General features: G+C 61.5%; 21 protein-coding genes. 13 read left to right on the top strand and 8 right to left on the bottom strand.

The window, feature by feature from the left end:
* Positions 1-12 precede the first annotated feature (12 nt).
* From thiE to ACM6JM_RS26460, 3 genes are all read left to right on the top strand, one after another.
* The gene (thiE, locus tag ACM6JM_RS26470; protein ID WP_103385486.1) at positions 13-636 is read left to right on the top strand and encodes a thiamine phosphate synthase; all 624 of its coding nucleotides are present in this window, start codon (positions 13-15) and stop codon (positions 634-636) included.
* Positions 637-646: 10 nt separating this feature from the next.
* Entirely contained in the window at positions 647-1,930 is a 1,284-nt protein-coding gene (gene hemL / locus ACM6JM_RS26465; RefSeq protein WP_007958695.1) for a glutamate-1-semialdehyde 2,1-aminomutase, read from the top strand.
* Positions 1,931-2,156: 226 nt separating this feature from the next.
* Positions 2,157-2,711, top strand: coding sequence for a tetratricopeptide repeat protein (locus tag ACM6JM_RS26460; RefSeq protein WP_039771834.1), 555 nt, complete (start codon positions 2,157-2,159; stop codon positions 2,709-2,711).
* Positions 2,712-2,809: 98 nt separating this feature from the next.
* Here ACM6JM_RS26460 and ACM6JM_RS26455 read toward each other — a convergent pair whose 3' ends face one another.
* Positions 2,810-3,139 carry a DUF1820 family protein gene (locus ACM6JM_RS26455; protein ID WP_027617776.1) on the bottom strand — a complete coding sequence of 110 codons (330 nt, stop codon included), beginning with the start codon at positions 3,137-3,139 and terminating at the stop codon, positions 2,810-2,812.
* A 132-nt stretch (positions 3,140-3,271) separates the two neighbouring features.
* On the opposite strand from ACM6JM_RS26455, the gene miaB reads away from it, so the two are divergent.
* The 5 genes from miaB to lnt all read left to right on the top strand — a co-directional run bounded on the left by miaB (position 3,272) and on the right by lnt (position 8,598).
* Positions 3,272-4,600: a tRNA (N6-isopentenyl adenosine(37)-C2)-methylthiotransferase MiaB gene (gene miaB / locus ACM6JM_RS26450; protein ID WP_011336083.1), complete on the top strand. Its 1,329-nt coding sequence runs from the start codon at positions 3,272-3,274 to the stop codon at positions 4,598-4,600.
* Between the two features lie 123 nt (positions 4,601-4,723).
* Positions 4,724-5,728, top strand: coding sequence for a PhoH family protein (locus tag ACM6JM_RS26445; protein ID WP_064382170.1), 1,005 nt, complete (start codon positions 4,724-4,726; stop codon positions 5,726-5,728).
* Positions 5,721-6,215, top strand: a complete 495-nt coding sequence (ybeY, locus tag ACM6JM_RS26440) for an rRNA maturation RNase YbeY (RefSeq protein WP_207864654.1) — start codon at positions 5,721-5,723, stop codon at positions 6,213-6,215. The genes ACM6JM_RS26445 and ybeY overlap by 8 nt, the downstream gene beginning before the upstream one ends.
* 5 nt (positions 6,216-6,220) lie before the next feature.
* Positions 6,221-7,060, top strand: coding sequence for an HlyC/CorC family transporter (locus ACM6JM_RS26435; protein ID WP_007909641.1), 840 nt, complete (start codon positions 6,221-6,223; stop codon positions 7,058-7,060).
* A 14-nt stretch (positions 7,061-7,074) separates the two neighbouring features.
* Positions 7,075-8,598: an apolipoprotein N-acyltransferase gene (lnt, locus tag ACM6JM_RS26430; protein ID WP_414882761.1), complete on the top strand. Its 1,524-nt coding sequence runs from the start codon at positions 7,075-7,077 to the stop codon at positions 8,596-8,598.
* Between the two features lie 35 nt (positions 8,599-8,633).
* Here lnt and ACM6JM_RS26425 read toward each other — a convergent pair whose 3' ends face one another.
* Positions 8,634-9,413 (bottom strand): YdcF family protein, encoded by a 780-nt coding sequence (locus ACM6JM_RS26425; protein WP_414882760.1) that lies wholly within the window; start codon positions 9,411-9,413, stop codon positions 8,634-8,636.
* 105 nt (positions 9,414-9,518) lie between these two features.
* Entirely contained in the window at positions 9,519-9,842 is a 324-nt protein-coding gene (locus ACM6JM_RS26420; protein WP_039771843.1) for a hypothetical protein, read from the bottom strand.
* A gap of 254 nt (positions 9,843-10,096) precedes the next feature.
* Between ACM6JM_RS26420 and leuS the strand changes: the two genes are divergently transcribed.
* From leuS to ACM6JM_RS26395, 5 genes are all read left to right on the top strand, one after another.
* A complete protein-coding gene (gene leuS, locus ACM6JM_RS26415; protein WP_085668078.1) occupies positions 10,097-12,703 on the top strand; it encodes a leucine--tRNA ligase in 2,607 nt (868 codons plus the stop codon).
* Positions 12,704-12,790: 87 nt separating this feature from the next.
* On the top strand, positions 12,791-13,396 hold the full coding sequence (gene lptE / locus ACM6JM_RS26410) for an LPS assembly lipoprotein LptE (RefSeq protein WP_039771846.1): 606 nt from the start codon (positions 12,791-12,793) through the stop codon (positions 13,394-13,396).
* Positions 13,397-13,435: 39 nt separating this feature from the next.
* Positions 13,436-14,473, top strand: a complete 1,038-nt coding sequence (gene holA / locus ACM6JM_RS26405) for a DNA polymerase III subunit delta (protein ID WP_039771848.1) — start codon at positions 13,436-13,438, stop codon at positions 14,471-14,473.
* Between the two features lie 141 nt (positions 14,474-14,614).
* A complete protein-coding gene (gene arfA / locus ACM6JM_RS26400; RefSeq protein ID WP_007958672.1) occupies positions 14,615-14,779 on the top strand; it encodes an alternative ribosome rescue factor ArfA in 165 nt (54 codons plus the stop codon).
* Positions 14,780-14,840: 61 nt separating this feature from the next.
* Entirely contained in the window at positions 14,841-16,163 is a 1,323-nt protein-coding gene (locus ACM6JM_RS26395; protein WP_039771851.1) for a lytic murein transglycosylase, read from the top strand.
* Between the two features lie 51 nt (positions 16,164-16,214).
* Here ACM6JM_RS26395 and ACM6JM_RS26390 read toward each other — a convergent pair whose 3' ends face one another.
* The 5 genes from ACM6JM_RS26390 to ACM6JM_RS26370 form a co-directional block, all read right to left on the bottom strand.
* Complete coding sequence (locus ACM6JM_RS26390) at positions 16,215-17,162, bottom strand: S66 peptidase family protein (protein ID WP_074691579.1); 948 nt, start codon at positions 17,160-17,162, stop codon at positions 16,215-16,217.
* A 174-nt stretch (positions 17,163-17,336) separates the two neighbouring features.
* On the bottom strand, positions 17,337-18,335 hold the full coding sequence (gene lipA / locus ACM6JM_RS26385; protein ID WP_162130488.1) for a lipoyl synthase: 999 nt from the start codon (positions 18,333-18,335) through the stop codon (positions 17,337-17,339).
* A 25-nt stretch (positions 18,336-18,360) separates the two neighbouring features.
* The gene (lipB, locus tag ACM6JM_RS26380; protein WP_039771855.1) at positions 18,361-19,008 is read right to left on the bottom strand and encodes a lipoyl(octanoyl) transferase LipB; all 648 of its coding nucleotides are present in this window, start codon (positions 19,006-19,008) and stop codon (positions 18,361-18,363) included.
* A complete protein-coding gene (locus ACM6JM_RS26375; protein WP_011336094.1) occupies positions 19,008-19,283 on the bottom strand; it encodes a DUF493 domain-containing protein in 276 nt (91 codons plus the stop codon). Before ACM6JM_RS26375 ends, lipB begins: the two co-directional genes overlap by 1 nt.
* An 84-nt stretch (positions 19,284-19,367) precedes the next feature.
* Positions 19,368-20,525 carry a D-alanyl-D-alanine carboxypeptidase family protein gene (locus ACM6JM_RS26370; protein ID WP_011336095.1) on the bottom strand — a complete coding sequence of 386 codons (1,158 nt, stop codon included), beginning with the start codon at positions 20,523-20,525 and terminating at the stop codon, positions 19,368-19,370.
* Positions 20,526-20,848 lie beyond the last annotated feature (323 nt).

Below are 20,848 nucleotides of genomic sequence, written 5' to 3'. Positions count from 1 at the left end.
GAGGTCTGCGCGATGAAACTACGTGGCCTGTATGCCATCACCGACAGCCAGTTGCTGGCCGGCAAGTTTCTGTCCTACGTGGAGGCGGCGCTGGAAGGCGGCGTCACCCTGCTGCAATACCGCGACAAGAGCAGCGATGAGGCCCGCCGTCTGCGTGAGGCCGAAGCCCTGCGCGATCTGTGCGAGCGCTACAAGACGCAACTGATCATCAACGATGATGCCGAACTGGCCGCGCGCCTGAACGTCGGCGTGCACCTGGGCCAGACCGACGGCCCGCTGTCGCCGACCCGCGCCCTGCTCGGTTCCAAGGCGATCATCGGTTCGACCTGCCACGCGCAGTTGGAACTGGCCGAACAGGCCGCCAAAGAGGGCGCGAGTTACGTCGCCTTCGGTCGCTTCTTCAATTCCAGTACCAAACCCGGTGCACCGAGTTGCAGCCTCGATCTGCTCGACGAGGCCAAACGCACCCTGCACCTGCCGATCTGCGCGATCGGCGGCATCACCCTCGACAACGCTGCGCCACTGGTGGCCCACGGTGTCGATCTGCTGGCCGTGGTCCATGGCCTGTTCGGCGCCGACAGCAGCGCCGAAGTGACCCGCCGCGCCCGCGCCTTCAATGAATTACTAAAAGTCTGAGAGCCCGATCATGTCTCGTTCCGAAACCCTGTTTGCCAACGCCCAGAAACACATTCCCGGTGGCGTGAACTCGCCGGTTCGCGCGTTCAAGAGCGTTGGCGGCACGCCGCTGTTCTTCAAGCACGCCGAAGGCGCCTACGTCACTGACGAAGACGACAAGCGTTATGTGGATTACGTCGGCTCCTGGGGTCCGATGATCCTCGGCCACAGCCACCCGGACGTGCTGGATGCGGTGCGCAACCAGTTGCAGCACGGCCTGTCCTACGGCGCGCCGACCGCGATGGAAACCGAGATGGCCGATCTGGTCTGCTCGCTGGTGCCATCGATGGAGATGGTGCGCATGGTCAGCTCCGGCACCGAAGCGACCATGAGTGCGATCCGTCTGGCCCGTGGTTTCACCGGCCGTGACAGCATCATCAAGTTCGAAGGCTGCTACCACGGCCACTCCGACAGTCTGCTGGTCAAGGCCGGTTCCGGCGCACTGACCCAGGGCGTACCAAGCTCGGCCGGCGTACCGGCGGCATTCGCCAAACACACCCTGACCCTGCCGTTCAACGACATCGACGCGGTTGAAAAAATGCTCGCCGAAGTCGGACAGGACGTCGCCTGCATCATCGTCGAGCCAGTGGCCGGCAACATGAATTGCGTACCGCCGGCGCCGGGTTTCCTCGAAGGCCTGCGCAGCCTGTGCGACAAGCACGGCGTGGTGCTGATTTTCGACGAAGTGATGACCGGTTTCCGCGTCGCCCTCGGCGGTGCCCAGGCTTACTACGGCGTAACCCCGGACCTGACCACCTTCGGCAAGATCATCGGCGGCGGCATGCCGGTCGGCTGCTTCGGCGGCAAACGCTCGATCATGGAGCGCATCGCGCCGCTGGGCCCGGTCTATCAGGCAGGCACCCTGTCGGGTAACCCGTTGGCAATGGCCGCCGGCCTGACCACCCTGCGCCTGATCAGCCGTCCGGGTTTCCACGCCGAGCTGACCGACTACACCACGCGCCTGCTCGACGGCCTGCAACAGCGCGCCGATGCCGCCGGCATTCCGTTCGTGACCACCCAGGCGGGTGGCATGTTCGGTCTGTACTTCAGCGGTGCCGACGACATTGTTACGTTTGAAGACGTGATGGCCAGCGATGCAGCGCTGTTCGGCCGCTTCTTCCACCTGATGCTGGAAGGTGGCGTGTACCTGGCACCGAGCGCCTTCGAAGCCGGTTTCACCTCGATCGCCCATGGCGAAGCCGAGCTGAAACTGACCCTCGACGCCGCCGAGCGCGCCTTCGCCAGGTTGAAGTAAAACGCCCCGCCGCTGACGTTGGCCATTGCCAGCGTCAGCGTTCTCCTACACCCGCACGCCTTTTCCGACACGCCTGCCAAAAATCTCCCATAAAGTGGGCGATATATTTCCCGCGCAGCAGAAAATCGAGTAAAGACTTTGTAAGGATGGCCCTGCTTATTTCATAATGCGCGCTTATTGGATCCCTCGACGGGTCCGCGCGCCCTTCAGAGGTAAGTCGATTCCCATGAACCGCACCGGCCGCACCCTTGCCTTGGGCTGCCTGTTGCTCCTTCAGCCGCTGCTCGCACATGCACAAGCAGGCGGCAACTCGTTGTTGATCCCGGCGATGGGTCGCTGCACCCTCAATACTCAGCCGCAAGATGTCACGCAGGCACTGGCCGCCTGCCAGAAAGCGGCGGACGAGGGGGATGCGCAAGCGCAATACGAGTTGGGTGAGTTCTACTACGACGGCAAGAATGCGCCGCGCGACCTCAATCAAGCCCTGAGCTATTTCGAAAAGGCCTCGCTGCAAGGCCACGCCCAGGCGCAATTCAAGCTCGGCACCATGTTCTTCCACGGTGAAGGCGTGCAGGCCAACAACATTCAGGCCTACATCGTGCTGAAGATGGCGGCGGTCAACGGTGCTGAAGAGGCATTGGACACGGCTGACGAAGTGGCCGAAAAAATGCCCCGCGAAGATCTCGAAACCGCGACCCAGGTGCTCGGGCAAATTTTCCGTAAATACCTGATGGAACTGCAGAGCGCCGACGGGCGTACGCCGTTTTCGCCCCTGCCCTGACTAACGATAGTTCTCGCGCTTTGCGTAACCGACGCGGAGCGTCGAAGGCGGCATTCCCACGCAGAGCATGGGAACGATCACTTCCATAAAGTCCGGTTTTACTTCTCGGGCATCGGCATCGGAAACGGCATCACGTTGCCAACGCCGCCACGGGCTTCGCTGATCTTCGGCGTCCCCAGTCGCTCGACTTCATCGATGCGCACGATCGAGTGCATCGGCACAAAGCTGCGCACCACGCCTTCGAACTGCGCCTTGAGCTTTTCTTCGCTCGGGTCGACGACCACTTGCGTGCGCTCGCCAAAGACGAACTCTTCCACTTCCAGAAAGCCCCACAGATCACTTTGATAGATCTGCTTGGCGTACATTTCGAACACCTGGCCCTGGTTGAGGAAAATCACCTTGTAGATTGGAGCTTCGCGTTTGGTCATGGCGGGCAGACAGCATCGGGGTAAAAATGAGGGCGCGAACTATAGCATAGCCACCGGACGCACAGCGGTAGGAACCTGGGGACATGTTCCCTATAATGCGCGGTTATTTGAACCACGTGACGACCCTATTCCATGGCCAAGAAGCTTTACATCGAAACCCACGGTTGCCAGATGAACGAGTACGACAGCTCGCGCATGGTCGATCTGCTGGGCGAACACCAGGCCCTGGAAGTCACGGCGCGCGCCGAAGATGCCGACGTGATTCTGCTCAACACCTGCTCGATCCGCGAACGCGCCCAGGACCGGGTGTATTCCCAGCTCGGCCGCTGGCGCGAACTGAAACTGGCCAACCCGGACATGGTGATCGCCGTCGGCGGTTGCGTGGCCAGCCAGGAAGGCGCGGCGATCCGTGATCGCGCGCCGTACGTCGACGTGGTGTTCGGCCCGCAGACCCTGCACCGTCTGCCGGAAATGATCGACGCCGCGCGCATCAGCAAGCTGCCGCAAGTCGACGTCTCGTTCCCGGAAATCGAAAAATTCGACCATCTGCCCGAGCCGCGCATCGACGGCCCGAGCGCCTATGTGTCAGTGATGGAAGGCTGCAGCAAGTACTGCACCTTCTGCGTGGTGCCTTACACCCGCGGCGAAGAAGTCAGCCGGCCGTTCGACGACGTGATCGCCGAGATCATTCACCTGGCCGAGAACGGTGTGCGTGAAGTGACCCTGCTGGGGCAGAACGTCAACGGTTATCGCGGGCTGACCCACGACGGTCGCCTGGCGGATCTGGCCGAACTGATCCGCGTGGTCGCGGCGGTCGACGGCATCGACCGCATCCGCTACACCACCTCGCACCCGCTGGAGTTCTCCGACAGCCTGATCCAGGCCCACGCCGAAGTGCCGGAACTGGTCAAGCACCTGCACTTGCCGGTGCAGTCGGGTTCGGACCGGATCCTGGCCGCGATGAAGCGCAACCACACGGCGCTGGAGTACAAATCCAAGCTGCGCAAATTGCGCGCCGCCGTACCGGGGATCTGCATCAGCTCGGACTTCATCGTCGGCTTCCCGGGGGAAACCGAGAAAGACTTCGAACAGACCATGAAGCTGATTGCCGACGTCGGTTTCGATTTTTCCTACTCGTTCGTCTATAGCCAGCGCCCGGGCACTCCAGCCGCCGATCTGGCCGACGACACCCCGGAAGAACTGAAGAAAGAACGCCTGAACGCATTGCAGCATCGTTTGAACCAGCAAGGGTTCGAGATCAGCCGACAAATGGTCGGTTCGGTCCAGCGGATTCTGGTGACCGATTATTCGAAGAAAGACCCGGGCGAGCTGCAAGGGCGCACCGAGAATAACCGTATCGTCAACTTCCGCTGCGATAATCCGACCCTGATCGGCCAGTTCGCCGACGTGCACATCGACGCGGCGCAACCGCACTCGCTGCGCGGCTCGCTGATCCAGTAACACCGCAAGGAGACCCCGCCAGACGGCTGAATCGATGCAAGGCTTTTTAAGAGCTTTCGCACCCACGCCGCTGGCGTTATCCTTCAATTCATCCCAATTGCCCCAGGGCGGCTAAATACGACCTTGAACGCACCCATCGAACCACATCGTTTCATCCTCGAGCCCTTTGAGGCTCGCCGCTTCGCCAATCTGTGCGGGCAGTTCGACGAGCACTTGCGGCTGATCGAACAGCGCCTGGCCATCGAGATCCGCAACCGCGGCAATCAGTTCGAGCTGATCGGCGAACCCAAGCACACCACTTCCGCGGAAAACCTGATTCGCCGCCTGTACCGGGAAACAAAGGGTTCAGAGCTGTCGCCGGATACGGTGCACCTGTTCCTCCAGGAATCGGCCGTCGAGCAACTGGACAACCCCGCCCCCGCCGAAGCCTCCGTCGCCCTGCGCACCAAGAAAGGCATGATTCGCCCACGCGGCTTGAATCAGCTGCGCTACGTGAAGGAAATCCTCGGCAACGACATCAACTTCGGCATCGGCCCGGCCGGTACCGGCAAGACCTATCTGGCTGTCGCCTGCGCCGTCGATGCGCTGGAGCGTGAACAGATCCGTCGCATCCTGCTGGTGCGTCCGGCGGTCGAAGCGGGTGAGAAACTCGGCTTCCTGCCCGGCGATCTGTCGCAGAAGATCGACCCGTACTTGCGCCCGCTCTACGACGCGCTCTACGAAATGCTCGGCTTCGAATATGTGGCCAAGCTGATCGAGCGCCAAGTGATCGAAGTCGCGCCACTGGCCTACATGCGCGGTCGCACGCTGAACAACAGCTTCATCATTCTCGATGAGAGCCAGAACACCACCGTCGAGCAGATGAAGATGTTCCTGACCCGGATCGGTTTCGGCTCCACTGCCGTGATTACCGGCGACATCACCCAGGTCGACCTGCCGCGCGGCACCAAGTCCGGACTTCATCACGTCATCGAAGTCCTGAAAGATGTGCCGGGTATCAGCTTCACGCACTTCCAGCCCAAAGACGTGGTGCGCCACCCGTTGGTGCAACGCATCGTCGAAGCCTACGAGCGCTTCGAGACGCGCTTGGCCGACGAAGCGCCAAAGGACACCCGCCACGATGCTTGAGCTTGACCTGCAAATCGCGACCGAAGCGTCTGCGCCGACCGAAGCCGAGTTCCGCCAATGGTGCGAACTGGCCCTGCGCCAGCGCACCGCTGACTCGGAAATGACCATTCGTCTGGTCGACGAGGAAGAAGGTCGCGAACTGAATCACACCTGGCGCCACAAGGACTACGCGACCAACGTCCTGTCCTTTCCCGCTGAAGTGCCCGACGAGTTTCTCGACATTCCATTGCTGGGCGATCTGGTGATCTGCGTGGCCGTGGTCGAGCGCGAAGCCGCCGAACAGGGCAAGGAACTAAAGGCCCACTGGGCACATCTGGTCATTCACGGCTGCTTGCATCTGCTTGGTTACGACCATATAGATGACGAGGAAGCCGAGGAAATGGAAGCACTGGAACGCGAGTTGCTTGCCGAACTGGGTTATTCCGATCCGTACGCGGACGACGAAACCGAAACATCCCCTACTGTTACAACAAAGGATTCAGAGTAATCGCTATGAGCGAAGATCGATCGAGCAACGGGCAAAAGTCATGGCTGGGTAAACTGACCCAGGCTTTTGCCCACGAGCCGAAGAACCGCCAGGAGCTGCTTGAGCTGCTGCGCGATGCACATCAGAACAAACTGCTGGACAGCGAAGCGCTGGCCATCGTCGAAGGCGCCATCCAGGTGGCTGACCTGCAGGTTCGCGACATCATGGTGCCGCGCTCGCAGATGATCAGCATCAAGGCGACCCAGACACCCCGCGAATTCCTCCCCGCCGTGGTCGACTCGGCCCACTCGCGCTACCCGGTCATCGGCGAAAGCCATGACGACGTGATGGGCGTGCTGCTGGCCAAGGATCTGCTGCCACTGATCCTCAAGGAGAACGGCGACAGCTTCAACATCAAGGACCTGCTGCGCCCGGCCACCTTCGTGCCGGAGTCCAAGCGCCTGAACGTGTTGCTGCGTGAATTCCGCGCCAACCACAACCACATGGCCATCGTCATCGACGAATACGGCGGTGTGGCCGGTCTGGTGACCATCGAAGACGTGCTCGAGCAAATCGTCGGCGACATCGAAGACGAGCACGACGTCGAAGAAGACAGCTACATCAAGCCGCTGCCCAGCGGTGATTTCCTGATCAAGGCCCTGACGCCGATCGAGAACTTCAACGAGTTCTTCGACAGCGAATTCTCCGACGACGAGTTCGACACCGTCGGCGGGCTGGTGATGAGCGCGTTCGGACACTTGCCAAAACGCAACGAAATCACTGAAATCGGCGCCTATCGTTTCCGCATCCTGAACGCCGACAGCCGTCGGATTCACTTACTGCGACTCACGCCAATCGCCCGGTAAATTTAAGGACTGAAATGCGCTGGACAACCCGCCCCGGCTGGCCCGGTAACCTGCTGGCCGTGGCGGCCGGTGCAATCACCACCTTCGCTCTCGCACCGTTCGATCTCTGGCCGCTGGCGTTGCTGGCGGTCGGCCTGTTCTACGCGGGCCTGCGCGAGCTGAGCCCGCGTCAGGCACTGGGTCGTGGCTGGTGCTTCGGTTTCGGCCTGTTTGGCGCCGGCACCAGCTGGATCTATTACAGCATCCACCACTTCGGCGGCGCTTCGGTGCTGCTGGCCGGTTTCCTGATGCTGATCTTCACGGCGGCCATTGCCTGGTTCTTCGCCCTTCCCGCCTGGCTGTGGGCGCGCTGGTTGCGGCGTAACGAAGCGCCGGTGGCCGACGCCCTTGCATTTGCGGCGCTATGGGTAGGCCAGGAAGCTTTCCGCGGCTGGTTCCTCACCGGTTTTCCGTGGCTGTATTCCGGTTACAGCCAGCTCGACGGCCCGCTGGCAGGGCTCGCGCCAGTAGGTGGCATGTGGCTGGTGTCGTTTGTCCTGGCGCTGACCGCTGCACTGATCTACAACGCACCGCGTCTGTTGCAAACCCGCCGCAAAGCGTTCATCGCTGCTGGGCTGGTATTGCTGATAGGACCATGGGCAGCGGGCATTGCACTCAAGGGTCATGCCTGGACCAGCCCGGCCGGCGCGCCGCTGACCGTTGCTGCGATTCAGGGCAACGTCGCGCAAAGCATGAAATGGGACCCGGCCGAGCTCAATGCGCAGCTGGCGCTGTACCGCGACCTGAGTTTCCGCTCCAAACCGGTCGACCTGTTGATCTGGCCGGAAACCGCAGTGCCGGTGCTCAAGGAGTCCGCCGAGGGCTACCTGACCATGATGGGCAACTTCGCCGCCGAGCGTAAATCAGCGCTGATCACTGGCGTGCCGATCCGCGAAGTGGTCCGTCACGAAAAACGCTTCTTCAACGGCATCACCGTAGTCGGCGAAGGCGATGGCACTTATCTGAAGCAGAAACTGGTGCCGTTCGGCGAATACGTACCGTTGCAGGACATCCTGCGCGGGCTGATCGCGTTCTTCGACCTGCCGATGTCCGACTTCGCCCGCGGCCCTGCCGATCAGGCGCTGTTGCAAGCGAAGGGCTACCAGATCGCGCCGTTCATCTGCTACGAAGTGGTGTATCCGGAATTCGCCGCAGGCCTGGCGGCACGCAGCGATCTGCTGCTGACGATCAGCAACGACACCTGGTTCGGTACGTCCATCGGCCCGTTGCAGCATCTGCAAATGGCGCAGATGCGTGCGCTTGAAGCCGGACGCTGGATGATTCGCGCGACCAACAACGGCGTGACCGGGCTGATCAATCCGTTCGGGCAGATCACCGAGCGAATTCCGCAGTTCGAGCAGGGCGTGCTCTACGGCGAAGTGGTGCCGATGCACAACCTGACGCCGTATCTGCAATGGCGCTCGTGGCCGCTGATCATCCTGTGCGTGGTGCTGTTCGGCTGGGCGCTGATGACCAACCGGATGTCCAAGACGCTCTGAAAACCTGTTCACTCCCGCGTCTTGCGCGGGAGTGATCATTCGGCGCTGTCATCCCTTCGATAGAACAGCGAATAGCCGATTTGCCCCACCGCCTCGTTCATCAATTGCCCGCTCTGCCAGATCGACTTGAATTCCGGCAGCCAGCCGCCGAACGGCCGTGCATTGTCCGTGCCGAGGAAACCGACCGGCGCCGGCACCACTTCAAATCCAGCCTGTTGATAACTCCACACCGCTCGCGGCATGTGCCAGGCCTGGGTCACCAGCACGATGCGTTTGACGCCTTCCGGCAACAGCACTTTGGCGCTGAATTCGGCGTTTTCCCACGTGGTTCGGCTTTCCCCTTCCTGCCAGCGCACGGTCACGCCGAAGTCATCGCGTAGCGAATCCGCCATCAGCTTCGCCTCGGTCGGCGGCGTACCGTAATGCAGGCCACCACTGGTCAGAATCGGTAACCCCGACGCCTTGGCCAGTCGCGCCGCGTAACGTTGGCGCTCCAGTCCAACACCGGTCGGCTGATCTTCGCCCCAGGCCAGATCGCCGCGCTCGCGTCCTGAGCCCAGCACCACAATCGCATCGGCGCGCTGCGCCAGGCTTGCCCATGCTTCCCGGGCCAGCGGCGGCTCACGTTCCAGAGCTTTGGCGCCCCACTGCACGACCACCGGCAGACTCATCAGCAAGAAGCCGCCAAAACCCAGGGCAAAGCACAGCCCGGCCAGCCGTGGCCGTGAGCGACGCAGCCACCAGGCCGCCAGCAACAGCAGCAAAAGAAGGCCTGGCGGCAATAGAAGTTGTTTAATGAAATAACGAAAAGGCATCGAGCATCTCCAGAGATGCCCGAAGCCTAAGTGGGTTGATACAGCGCGACAACCAGTAGGGTCGGATCCCGTTGAAAAAGATCCGCTTTTTGACCTGCCATGCGTTTACTTGGCCTGCAGAGTCCGCACTTTGACGGCGTCTCTGCCGGGTGCCTTGTCCTTGAGCCAGATGACCTTGGCCGAATGGGCAGCATCGAGCTGTTTCACTGCTTGTGACAGGTATCCGTGGGTTTCACGCTCACTGCGATCCAGATAGGCCTTGACCAGTTTGAACTCGGCGGGACTCAAGCCACGCAATTCCAGCTCCAGGGGGCGCTCGTCGCGCAGCCTTCCAGCGGTTTTTGCCGCGTCCAGGGCCATCCCAAGACGATCGATCAACCGCTCGTACAACTCGGGTTTGGTAACGTTTTTTTGCTGTGACTCCACCATCCCTCACCTCATTGAAGATAAGACTCACTCCCCAGTTAGAGCTTAGCTTCGCTGCACAAACCGGCTGCGTGCCGCGACCAACGGCCCTCGCCGCAATTTCGGCCGGTCAAACGGCTGCAATCAGGGTTTCCCTAGGCCAAGCGCGGTCATGTATGCTACGGCGCTTCCTGTAACTCCACTTCCAGCTCGTCCGACATGCCCGGGACGTCGCATTGAAGAGGATTAGGCCACCCCTATCCAGTACAAAAGTAGCCATGCACGAACAATATCAGCCCCGTGAAATCGAAGCCGCCGCCCAATCGTTCTGGGACGAGCAAAAGTCCTTTGAAGTCAGTGAACAGCCAGGCAAGGAAACCTACTACTGCCTGTCGATGTTCCCTTACCCCAGCGGCAAGCTACACATGGGGCACGTGCGCAACTACACCATCGGCGACGTGATCTCCCGCTACCAGCGCATGCTCGGCAAGAACGTTCTGCAACCGATGGGTTGGGACGCCTTCGGCATGCCGGCGGAAAACGCCGCGATGAAGAACAACGTGGCCCCGGCCAAGTGGACCTACGAAAACATCGCCTACATGAAATCCCAGCTGCGCAGCCTGGGCCTGGCGGTGGACTGGTCGCGCGAAGTCACCACCTGCAAACCGGATTACTACCGCTGGGAACAATGGCTGTTCACTCGCCTGTTCGAAAAAGGCGTGATCTATCGCAAGAACGGCACCGTGAACTGGGACCCGATCGACCAGACCGTTCTGGCCAACGAACAGGTGATCGACGGTCGCGGCTGGCGTTCCGGCGCGCTGATCGAAAAGCGCGAAATTCCGATGTACTACTTCAAGATCACCGCCTACGCGGATGAGCTGCTGGAGAGCCTCGACGAACTGACCGGCTGGCCCGAGCAGGTCAAGACCATGCAGCGCAACTGGATCGGCAAGTCGCGCGGGATGGAAGTGCAGTTCCCGTACAACGTTGACTCGATCGGCGAAACCGGCACCCTGAAAGTCTTCACCACCCGTCCGGACACCTTGATGGGCGCGACTTATGTCGCCGTGGCTGCCGAGCACCACCTGGCCGCTCTCGCCGCGAAGAACAACCCTGAGCTGCAAGCGTTCATCGCCGAATGCAAGGGCGGCAGCGTCGCCGAAGCCGACGTCGCCACTCAAGAGAAGAAAGGCCTGCCGACCGGGCTGTTCGTCGAGCACCCGCTGACCGGCGAAAAACTGCCGGTGTGGGTCGCCAACTATGTACTGATGCACTACGGCGACGGCGCGGTCATGGCTGTGCCGGCGCACGACGAGCGCGACTTCGAGTTCGCCCACAAGTACAACCTGCCGGTCAAATCGGTGGTTCGCACCAGCTCCGGTGAAACCAACCCGGCGCCATGGCAAGACGCCTACGGCGAGCACGGCACGCTGATCAACTCCGGCGAGTTCGACGGCCTGGACTTCGCTGGCGCGTTCGACGCCATGGAAGTCGCCCTGATCAAGAAAGAGTTGGGCGCCTCGCGCACCCAGTTCCGCCTGCGCGACTGGGGCATCAGCCGCCAGCGCTACTGGGGCTGCCCGATCCCGATCATCCACTGCGATGCCTGCGGTGACGTGCCGGTGCCGGAAGATCAATTGCCTGTCGTCCTGCCGGAAGACGTGGTGCCGGACGGCGCCGGTTCGCCGCTGGCGCGCATGCCCGAGTTCTACGAGTGCAGCTGCCCGAAATGCGGTCAGCCTGCCAAGCGTGAAACCGACACCATGGACACTTTCGTCGAGTCGTCCTGGTACTACGCCCGTTACGCCTCGCCGCACTTCGAAGGCGGTCTGGTGGAAAGATCCGCGGCCGACCACTGGTTGCCGGTGGATCAGTACATCGGCGGTATCGAACACGCCATTCTTCACCTGCTCTACGCGCGCTTCTTCCACAAGCTGATGCGCGACGAAGGCCTGGTGAGCTCCAACGAGCCGTTCAAGAACCTGCTGACTCAAGGCATGGTGATTGCCGAGACTTACTATCGCCGCGAAGCCAACGGCGCCTACACCTGGTTCAACCCGGCGGACGTCGATCTCGAACGCGACGGCAAGGGCAACGTCACCAGTGCCAGACTGAAAACCGACGGTCTGCCGGTGGAAATCGGCGGCACCGAGAAAATGGCCAAGTCGAAGAACAACGGCGTCGACCCTCAATCGATGATCGACCAGTTCGGCGCGGACACCTGCCGCCTGTTCATGATGTTCGCCTCGCCGCCCGACATGAGCGCCGCGTGGTCCGACTCCGGCGTTGAAGGTTCGCACCGCTTCCTCAAGCGCGTCTGGCGTCTGGCTCAGGCCCACGTCACTCAGGGCCTGCCGGGCAAACTGGACATCGCCGGCCTGAACGACGAGCAGAAAGCCGTTCGTCGCGCGATTCACCAGGCCATCAAGCAGGCCAGCCACGATGTTGGCCAGAACCACAAATTCAACACCGCCATCGCCCAGGTGATGACGCTGATGAACGTGCTGGAAAAAGCAGCACAATCCACCGAACAGGATCGCGCGCTGGTTCAGGAAGGTCTGGAAGCCGTTACGCTGTTGCTGGCTCCGATCACCCCGCACATTTGCCACGAACTGTGGAATCAACTGGGCCACGCCGACCCTGTGATCGACGCCGGCTGGCCAGTGGTGGATGAAAGCGCACTCGTTCAGGACAGCCTGACCCTGGTGATCCAGGTCAACGGCAAGCTGCGTGGCCAGATCGAAATGCCGGCCGCCGCCACCCGTGAAGAAGTCGAAGCGGCAGCCCGTGCCAACGAGAACGTACTGCGTTTCGTTGACGGCCTGACGATTCGCAAAGTGATCGTAGTGCCCGGGAAACTGGTCAATATCGTCGCCAGCTAATTGGATCGGGCGTCAGGTGTGCCTGACGCCCAGTAAAACCTTTCGGGCCACAGAGTCGGCCCACATGGTTTCAAGGGGAGCAACACAATGATCAAACGCAATCTGCTGGTGATGGGCCTCGCCGTCCTGTTGAGCGCCTGCGGTTTCCAGCTGCGTGGTACCGGCACCAACGAACTGTCGATCAAGGAGCTCGATCTGAGCGCCCGCAACGCCTACGGCGAAACCGTGACGCAACTGCGTCAGGTGCTGGAGGCCAGCGGCGTCAAGGTCGTTTCCGGTGCGCCGTACAAGCTTTACCTGTCCGATGAGCAGGAAAGCCAGCGCATCCTCAGCTACGCGGGCGCCGGTCGTACTGGCGAATATCAGGTGAGCACCGTGCTGACCTACGATATCCGCGGCGAAAAGGACCTGTTGCTCAAAAGCGACAAGCTTGAAGTGCAGAAAGTGTTCATCCACGACGGCAACAACCTGGTGGGTTCCGACCAGGAAGCCAACGATGCACGCCGTGAAACCCGCCGCGAGCTGGTACAGCGCATGATGCTGCGTCTGCAACAGCTGACGCCGGCACAGCTGGACGCTCTGCAGCAAACCGCCAATGCCCGTGCCAAGGCAGAGGCCGACGCCCTCGAAGCGGCACAGAAGGCTGAAGCGGAAACCCCGCGTCAGTCGCCGCTCGAACTGCCGCAGCAGTAAGACGTTCGGGGCGCTCAGGCGCCCCGTTCGCCCTCTCTTATGAAGCTCGCTCCCGCCCAACTCGGCAAACACCTGCAAGGCGCTCTTGCGCCGGTCTACATCATCAGCGGCGATGACCCGCTGCTGTGTCAGGAAGCCGCCGACGCCATTCGCTCCGCTGCCCGCCAGCAAGGATTCGATGAACGCCAGGTCTTTGCCGCCGACGCCAATTTCGATTGGGGGACGTTGCTGCAGGCCGGCGCCAGCATGTCGCTGTTCGCCGAAAAACGCCTGCTGGAACTGCGCCTGCCTTCGGGCAAGCCCGGTGACAAGGGCGCTGCCGCACTCATCGAATACTGCTCGCGCCCGGCTGAAGACACGGTGCTGTTGATCAGCCTGCCGAAGCTGGACGGTAGCGCACAGAAAACCAAGTGGGGCAAGGCGCTGGTCGAAGGTCAGCAGACCCAGTTCGTGCAGATCTGGCCGGTGGACGCCAACCAGTTGCCGAGCTGGATTCGCCAGCGCCTGTCCCAGGCCGGCTTGTCGGCCAGTCAGGACGCGGTCGAACTGATTGCCGCGCGGGTCGAAGGCAATCTGCTGGCCGCTGCGCAAGAGATCGAAAAGCTCAAGCTGATGGCCGAGGGCGGGCAGATCACCATCGAAACCGTACAGGCGGCCGTGGCCGACAGTGCGCGCTTCGACGTGTTCGGCCTGACCGATGCAGTGCTCAACGGCGAACCGGCCCACGCCCTGCGCATGCTCGAAGGGCTGCGCGGTGAAGGGGTCGAGCCGCCGGTGATCCTCTGGGCCCTGGCTCGGGAGTTACGGCTGCTGGCCAACATCTCGTTGCAATACAGCCAGGGCACACCGCTGGACAAATGCTTCAGTCAGGCCAAGCCGCCGGTCTGGGACAAGCGCAAACCGCTGATGAGCAAGGCCTTGCAACGCTACTCGGCGCAACGCTGGGCGCAGTTGCTGCTCGAAGCCCAGCGCATCGATGCACAGATCAAGGGCCAGGCGGCGGGCTCGCCGTGGATGAGCCTGAGCCGGTTGGCGCTGCTGATGGCTGGTCAGCGCCTGACGTTGCCTGCCGAATGAAATCCGGGATCGCGCGCTGTGATCCCGTTTTTTTACCGAGTCCATTTCCTACAGAACATCCCACCGTCGGTCCTATAGACAGACGCTCTGGATCGGCAGATTATCTGCCGCGCAAAACCTCACTCAATCGAGAGAATCATCATGAGTAAAAAGCCATCGAAACATGGCCACAACAAGGCCAAATCCATCGTCGCCCAACCCCTGTTCCGCAGCCGCCAGGAACGACCAACCAAGGGTAAAGGCAGCTACCGCCGCGAAGCCTTCCAGTCTGACAGCTGGGAGGCTTCTTACTTTCTGGCCGCTTAAAGCGCAGCACCCCTTCCTCATGTTAAGGTCTGCACCTGATTCGTATTCCCTGGACCCGTGCATGCCCCTCAGTCTTTCCCGTCGTTGGCCCTTCCGCCAACTGATCGCTGCCTCCAGCTTCGTACTGCTCGTCGCCTGCGCGGAAAAACCCACCGCCGCTGACGCTCAACCGCTTCAGACCGTCCCCGTTGCCACAGCCCCAGCGGTCATCCCGCCGGTAGTGCCGTCCGGTGACGATCTCGACCTGCAACCGACCCAGACCTTTGCCGAATGGCAGGCTGGTTTCCGCAAGGACGCTCTGGCCGCCGGCATTCGTGCCGACCTGTTCGACCGCGCATTCGCCAATGTCAGCTTCGATGCCAGCGTAATTCGCGCCGACCGCAGCCAGCCGGAATTCGCCCGGCCGGTCTGGGAATACCTGGATGGCGCACTGTCGCCGTTGCGCGTGCGCAAAGGCCAGGCACTGATCAGCCAGTACGCCGACATTCTGCAAAGCATCGAGCAGCGTTATGGCGTCGATCGCCAGGCGCTGGTGTCGGTGTGGGGGATGGAAAGCAACTTCGGCCAGTTCCAGGGCAGCAAGTCGGTGATCAACTCGCTGGCGACCCTGGCCTATGAAGGTCGCCGTCCGGGCTTTGCCCATGCGCAGCTGATTGCGGCGCTGCAGATCCTGCAACAGGGCGACATCACCCCGGAGAAAATGCTCGGCTCCTGGGCCGGCGCAATGGGCCAGACCCAGTTCATCCCGACCACCTACAACACCCACGCCGTGGACTTCGACGGTGACGGTCGCCGCGACATCTGGGGCAGCCCGGCTGACGCCCTGGCCTCCACCGCGCATTACCTGCAAAGCTCCGGCTGGCAGCGTGGCCAGCCGTGGGGCTTCGAAGTGCAACTGCCGAGCAGTTTCAACTACACCCTGGCCGATGGCGCGATTCGCAAGAGCGTCGCTGAATGGCGGCAACTGGGCGTGATCCTGCCGAACGGCGGCCAGGTGCCGGCCGGCTCCGAGCAACTGTCCGCCGCCCTGCTGCTGCCGGCTGGCTACCGTGGCCCGGCGTTCCTGATCCTCGATAACTTCCGGGCGATCCTCAAGTACAACAACTCGTCGTCCTACGCACTGGCCGTCAGCCTGTTGTCCGAGCGCTTCAACGGCGCCGGCCTCATCAATGGCACCTGGCCAAAAGACGACCTGCCGTTGAGCCGCACCGAGCGGATCGAACTGCAAAACCTGCTGACCGCGCGAAACTACGACGCAGGCACCGCCGACGGGATCATCGGTGCCAATACGCGCAAGGCGATTCGCGCTGCGCAGCAGTCATTTGGCTGGCCGGCGGATGGTTATCCGACGCACAAGCTGCTGGAAAGCCTGCGCAACCAGTAAAAACAAAAAGACCGCCGCCTCTTCAGGCGGCGGTCTTTTTTTGCGGCTCGATCAGCGAATCACCACATCCTGTTCCAGCATCAACTCCTTCTTCCCTGCGTCCAGTCGAACCAGCGCCCCCAACGGCAGCGTCAGGTTCGGATTACAGTGCCCGCTACGCCATCCTGACAGCACCGGAATCCGCAGCGGTTCGAAGGTCTGCTTGAGCAGGCGATTCAGCGCATCGACATCCACCCCCGCAATATCCCCGACCAACACGCCGCGCAATCTGGCCAACTTGCCCGCCAGACGCATCTGGGTCAGCAAGCGGTCGATCCGGTACAGCGGCTCGTTGATGTCCTCGATGAGCAGAATCACCCCTTCGACATCGATTTCGTAAGGCGTGCCAAGAGTCGAGGCGATCATTGCCAGATTACCGCCCTGCAAACGCCCGTGGGCAATGCCGGGCTCCACGGTGGTCAACGGATAAGCCGCTGGATGACTCAGTACACTGCCGGCCTTCAACTGACCGCGCAGCATGGCGAAGAACGAGGTCACCGTCGGCGGTTCCTTGTCCCCCAGCAGATCGGCATTCAACAACGGCCCATGAAAGGTCACGAACCCGGCGTAGCGACTGATGGCCAGGTGCAGTGCGGTGATGTCGCTGTAACCGACGAAGGGCTTGGCATGACGGCTCAGCAGGTCGTAATCGATGCGGTCCAACAACCTCGGCGTGCCGTAACCACCGCGCAGGCAAATGATCGCATCGACCTCTTCGTCAGCGAACGCCGCGTGCAGATCGTTGAGCCGCACCTCGTCGCTGCCGGCCAGATAACCGTCCTTTTCATAGACGCCCGGGAACACCCGTAAGCCGTAACCCCGGGCGCGCATCCACTGAACGGCCTTTTCGGTATCCAGCGTGCCGGGGCCGGCGGGCGCAATGACGCCGATCAGCCCTTCCGACGGCAGTGCGGGCACAGACTTGTGCGGAAAAAGGGTGTGGGTCGGTCGAACGGTCATCCATGGATCTCCCTGTGTGAAGTCATGCTCACACAGTAGTCAGGAACGGCGACAAACAGAAGAGGCTCGGCTGCGCCGCAGATTGCAGGAAAAGTCAGTAACGCGTGTAGGCCGGGCAAAAAAATGCCCGCCGGGCGATAAACCCCGGCGGGCATTCTTTCATTCAGCGCTTAATCAGGAACCGAGCAGCTCGGCCTTGACCAGTTTCGCTTGCTCGTCAGCGTGGTACGAAGAACGCACCAACGGGCCGGACGCGACGTTCTTGAAGCCCATCTTGTAACCTTCCTCGGCGAACCAGGCGAAGGTGTCCGGGTGCACGAAACGCTGCACCGGCAAGTGGCTGCGGGACGGTTGCAGATACTGGCCCAGGGTCAGCATGTCGATGTCGTGTTCGCGCATGCGCTTCATGACTTCGATGACTTCGTCGTCGGTCTCGCCCAAGCCGAGCATCAGGCCGGATTTGGTCGGGATGTGCGGCATCATCTGCTTGAAGCGTTGCAGCAGGGTCAGCGACCACTGGTAGTCCGAACCCGGACGCGCAGCCTTGTACAGGCGCGGTACGGTTTCCAGGTTGTGGTTGAACACATCCGGCGGCTCGGCGGCGGTGATTTCCAGGGCGATGTCCATGCGGCCACGGTAGTCCGGGACCAGGGTCTCAAGCTGTACGTTCGGTGACAGTTTGCGGATTTCGCGGATGCAGTCGGCAAAGTGCTGGGCACCGCCGTCACGCAGGTCGTCGCGGTCAACCGAGGTGATCACCACGTACTTGAGTTTCAGGTCGGCGATGGCGATGGCCAGGCTTTCCGGCTCGTTGACGTCCAGTGGCTTCGGACGGCCGTGGCCAACGTCACAGAACGGGCAGCGACGGGTGCAGATGTCACCCATGATCATGAAGGTCGCGGTGCCGCCGGAGAAGCACTCGCCCAGGTTCGGGCAGGATGCTTCTTCGCAGACGCTGTGCAGCTTGTGTTTGCGCAGCAGGCTCTTGATGCGGTCGACTTCCGGCGAAACCGGGATGCGCACGCGGATCCAGTCGGGTTTCTTCGGCAGTTCGGTGGTCGGAATGATCTTCACCGGGATGCGTGCAACCTTCTCGGCGCCGCGCAGCTTGACGCCGGCTTCAACCTTGGGACGCGGGGCCGGGCGCTCGGTCACGTCGAGCGTCGGGATCATGGTTTGCACTGCATCAGTAGTCATATCAGTCGATTCCGCCCGTCAGGGTCGTCTGCTCAGCATAGTCGAGGTGTTTGACGAGCTGCGCGCGCAGCCGGGCACTTACCTCGGCAAATTCAATCGATCCTGCGTGCTCGCTCAGCTGGGTCATCGCCAGCCCGGCATAGCCGCAGGGATTAATCCGTCGAAACGGTTCCAGGTTCATGTCCACGTTCAGGGCCAGGCCATGAAAGGAACAACCGTGGCGAATCCGCAAACCCAGAGAAGCGATCTTCGCTCCGTCGACGTAGACGCCGGGAGCATCCGGCTTGGCCACGGCGGTCACGCCGTAGCTGGCCAGCAGTTCGATCAGGCAGCGCTCCATGCGGCTGACCAGATCGCGCACGCCGAAACCGAGTCGGCGCACATCCAGCAGCAGATAGGCTACCAACTGGCCTGGGCCATGGTAGGTCACCTGACCGCCGCGGTCGACCTGCACCACCGGAATGTCTCCCGGCAGCAACAGGTGCTCGGCCTTGCCGGCCTGACCCTGGGTGAACACCGGCGGGTGTTCCACCAGCCAGATTTCGTCCGGGGCCGTGGTGCCACGCTCGTTGGTAAAACGCTGCATGGCCTGCCAGACCGGCTCGTAAGCCATCTGGCCAAGCTCGCGAAAGCCCAGCGTGCCGGGCATCACAGCACCATGTGCACGAAACCGGTAGCCCGCAGTTCGCTGTTGATGTTGTACAGCTGATCCTGATCGGTCGCGACGATGTGCAACTGGATGGTGGTGTACTTGCCGTTGCTGCTTTGACGCTCGTCGACACGCTCATCGTTGATCCTGGCGTGTTTCTTGACGATGTCGATGATCTTGTCTTTGTTGCCGACGCCCGTATCGCTGATCACCTTAACCGGATAATCAACCTGGGGAAATTCGATCTTTGGCGCCTTTACTTCGGTATCGGTCATGGCGTAACGGCCTCGTAAGCGTAAGCCCGGTAACGAACAAGGCCCCGCTCCGGATCGGAACGGGGCCATGCAGGTCAACTCAAATCAGTTGAACAAGCCGTAGAAGAATAGACGGATGCTATCCCACATGCGGCGGAAGATACCACCCTCCTCGACAGCGTCCAGGGCGATCAGGTCGGCGCTGTGCACCACCTTGTCGTCCAGTTTCACTTCGACTTTACCGATCACGTCGCCCTTGGCGATTGGCGCGGTCAGTTGCGGGTTCATGGTCATGCTGGCAGCGAGCTTCTTCAGCTGGCCTTTCGGCAGGGTCATGGTCAGGTCCTGAGCCAGACCGGCCTTGACCTGGCTGGTAGTGCCTTTCCACACCGGGGCCTGAGCCAGTTCGGTGCCCTTCTGGTAGAAGGTCTGGGTTTCGAAGAAGCGGAAACCGTAGGTCAGCAGCTTCTGGGTCTCGGCGGCACGAGCCACTTCACTGTTGGTGCCGAACACCACGGCGATCAGGCGCATGCCGTCACGTACGGCCGAGGACACCATGCAGTAGCCGGCTTCGTCGGTGTGACCGGTTTTCAGACCGTCGACGGTCTTGTCGCGCCACAGCAGCAGGTTGCGGTTAGGCTGTTTGATGCCGTTCCAGAAGAATTCTTTCTGCGAGTAGATCGCGTAGTGAGCCGGGTCTTCGTGGATGATCGCGCGCGCCAGGATCGCCATGTCGTGAGCCGACGAGTAGTGCTCGGGGTTCGGCAGACCGGTCGGGTTCATGAAGTGGGTATTGGTCATGCCCAGATCGGCGACGGTCTTGTTCATCAGGTCGGCGAAGGCGTCTTCGCTGCCGGCGATGTGTTCAGCCACCGCGACGCTGGCGTCGTTGCCGGACTGGATGATGATGCCGTGCAGCAGGTCGCTGACAGTGACCTGCGAGCCGACCTTGATGAACATCCGCGAACCGCCGGTGCGCCAGGCGTTTTCGCTGACGGTCACCGGGTCGTTTTCACCGATCTGGCCGCGACGGATTTCCAGCGTGGCGATGTACGCGGTCATCAGTTTGGTCAGGCTGGCCGGCGGCAGACGCTGGTCACCGTTGTTCTCCACCAGCACGTTGCCGCTGTTGGCATCCATGAGCACGTAGGATTTGGCGGCCAGTTGTGGTGGCGACGGCATCATCTCGGCCGCGAAGGCGGCTGGCGAGAGGAGCAGCGGGACTAGCAGACACAGGCGTTTGGCAAAGGTGGTGATGTTCATCCGTCTCTCGAAATCGCTAATGGAAACTGTCCTAGCGGACAAAATTTAATCAGATGTCTTTCAGGCTTTGCCCGAAACCTGCCTGCGCGACGATCATGCTGCGTTAAAAACAGATTCGGAATGCTCATGTAGGTCCCCTACACTCCGCTTCCTCACCTGTTTTTGCCTTGCCTGATCGCCGCTCGGCGAGCTTTCGAGCAAACCCTACGAGCATCGCGTGTTCAGTTGCTCACTCCAGTCACCCTTGCCGGGCTTTTGTTCTTCGACGAGCCAACAACCTGGTTCACCCCCCAATCGCTGGTGAACCGTCAATCAAGTCCTAC

It is taken from the genome of Pseudomonas sp. IT-P2 (assembly GCF_949767575.1).
Taxonomy (GTDB): Bacteria; Pseudomonadota; Gammaproteobacteria; order Pseudomonadales; family Pseudomonadaceae; genus Aquipseudomonas; species Aquipseudomonas pharyngis.
Note: the sequence above shows the minus strand (reverse complement) of the source record. Positions and strands in the feature narration are given on the sequence as shown.

Excerpts from the sequence above, each read along its gene's own strand:
- ACM6JM_RS26425 (WP_414882760.1), bottom strand. The coding sequence starts at position 9,413 with ATGCCTTTTCGTTATTTCATTAAACAACTTCTATTGCCGCCAGGCCTT.
- ACM6JM_RS26390 (WP_074691579.1), bottom strand. The coding sequence starts at position 17,162 with ATGACCGTTCGACCGACCCACACCCTTTTTCCGCACAAGTCTGTGCCC.
- lipB (WP_039771855.1), bottom strand. The coding sequence starts at position 19,008 with ATGCCCGGCACGCTGGGCTTTCGCGAGCTTGGCCAGATGGCTTACGAG.
- ACM6JM_RS26375 (WP_011336094.1), bottom strand. The coding sequence starts at position 19,283 with ATGACCGATACCGAAGTAAAGGCGCCAAAGATCGAATTTCCCCAGGTT.
- ybeY (WP_207864654.1), top strand. The coding sequence starts at position 5,721 with ATGCTTGAGCTTGACCTGCAAATCGCGACCGAAGCGTCTGCGCCGACC.
- ACM6JM_RS26460 (WP_039771834.1), top strand. The coding sequence starts at position 2,157 with ATGAACCGCACCGGCCGCACCCTTGCCTTGGGCTGCCTGTTGCTCCTT.
- hemL (WP_007958695.1), top strand. The coding sequence starts at position 647 with ATGTCTCGTTCCGAAACCCTGTTTGCCAACGCCCAGAAACACATTCCC.
- leuS (WP_085668078.1), top strand. The coding sequence starts at position 10,097 with ATGCACGAACAATATCAGCCCCGTGAAATCGAAGCCGCCGCCCAATCG.
- thiE (WP_103385486.1), top strand. The coding sequence starts at position 13 with ATGAAACTACGTGGCCTGTATGCCATCACCGACAGCCAGTTGCTGGCC.
- ACM6JM_RS26370 (WP_011336095.1), bottom strand. The coding sequence starts at position 20,525 with ATGAACATCACCACCTTTGCCAAACGCCTGTGTCTGCTAGTCCCGCTG.
- lipA (WP_162130488.1), bottom strand. The coding sequence starts at position 18,335 with ATGATCCCGACGCTCGACGTGACCGAGCGCCCGGCCCCGCGTCCCAAG.
- arfA (WP_007958672.1), top strand. The coding sequence starts at position 14,615 with ATGAGTAAAAAGCCATCGAAACATGGCCACAACAAGGCCAAATCCATC.
- miaB (WP_011336083.1), top strand. The coding sequence starts at position 3,272 with ATGGCCAAGAAGCTTTACATCGAAACCCACGGTTGCCAGATGAACGAG.
- lnt (WP_414882761.1), top strand. The coding sequence starts at position 7,075 with ATGCGCTGGACAACCCGCCCCGGCTGGCCCGGTAACCTGCTGGCCGTG.
- ACM6JM_RS26395 (WP_039771851.1), top strand. The coding sequence starts at position 14,841 with ATGCCCCTCAGTCTTTCCCGTCGTTGGCCCTTCCGCCAACTGATCGCT.
- lptE (WP_039771846.1), top strand. The coding sequence starts at position 12,791 with ATGATCAAACGCAATCTGCTGGTGATGGGCCTCGCCGTCCTGTTGAGC.
- ACM6JM_RS26435 (WP_007909641.1), top strand. The coding sequence starts at position 6,221 with ATGAGCGAAGATCGATCGAGCAACGGGCAAAAGTCATGGCTGGGTAAA.
- ACM6JM_RS26455 (WP_027617776.1), bottom strand. The coding sequence starts at position 3,139 with ATGACCAAACGCGAAGCTCCAATCTACAAGGTGATTTTCCTCAACCAG.
- ACM6JM_RS26420 (WP_039771843.1), bottom strand. The coding sequence starts at position 9,842 with ATGGTGGAGTCACAGCAAAAAAACGTTACCAAACCCGAGTTGTACGAG.
- holA (WP_039771848.1), top strand. The coding sequence starts at position 13,436 with ATGAAGCTCGCTCCCGCCCAACTCGGCAAACACCTGCAAGGCGCTCTT.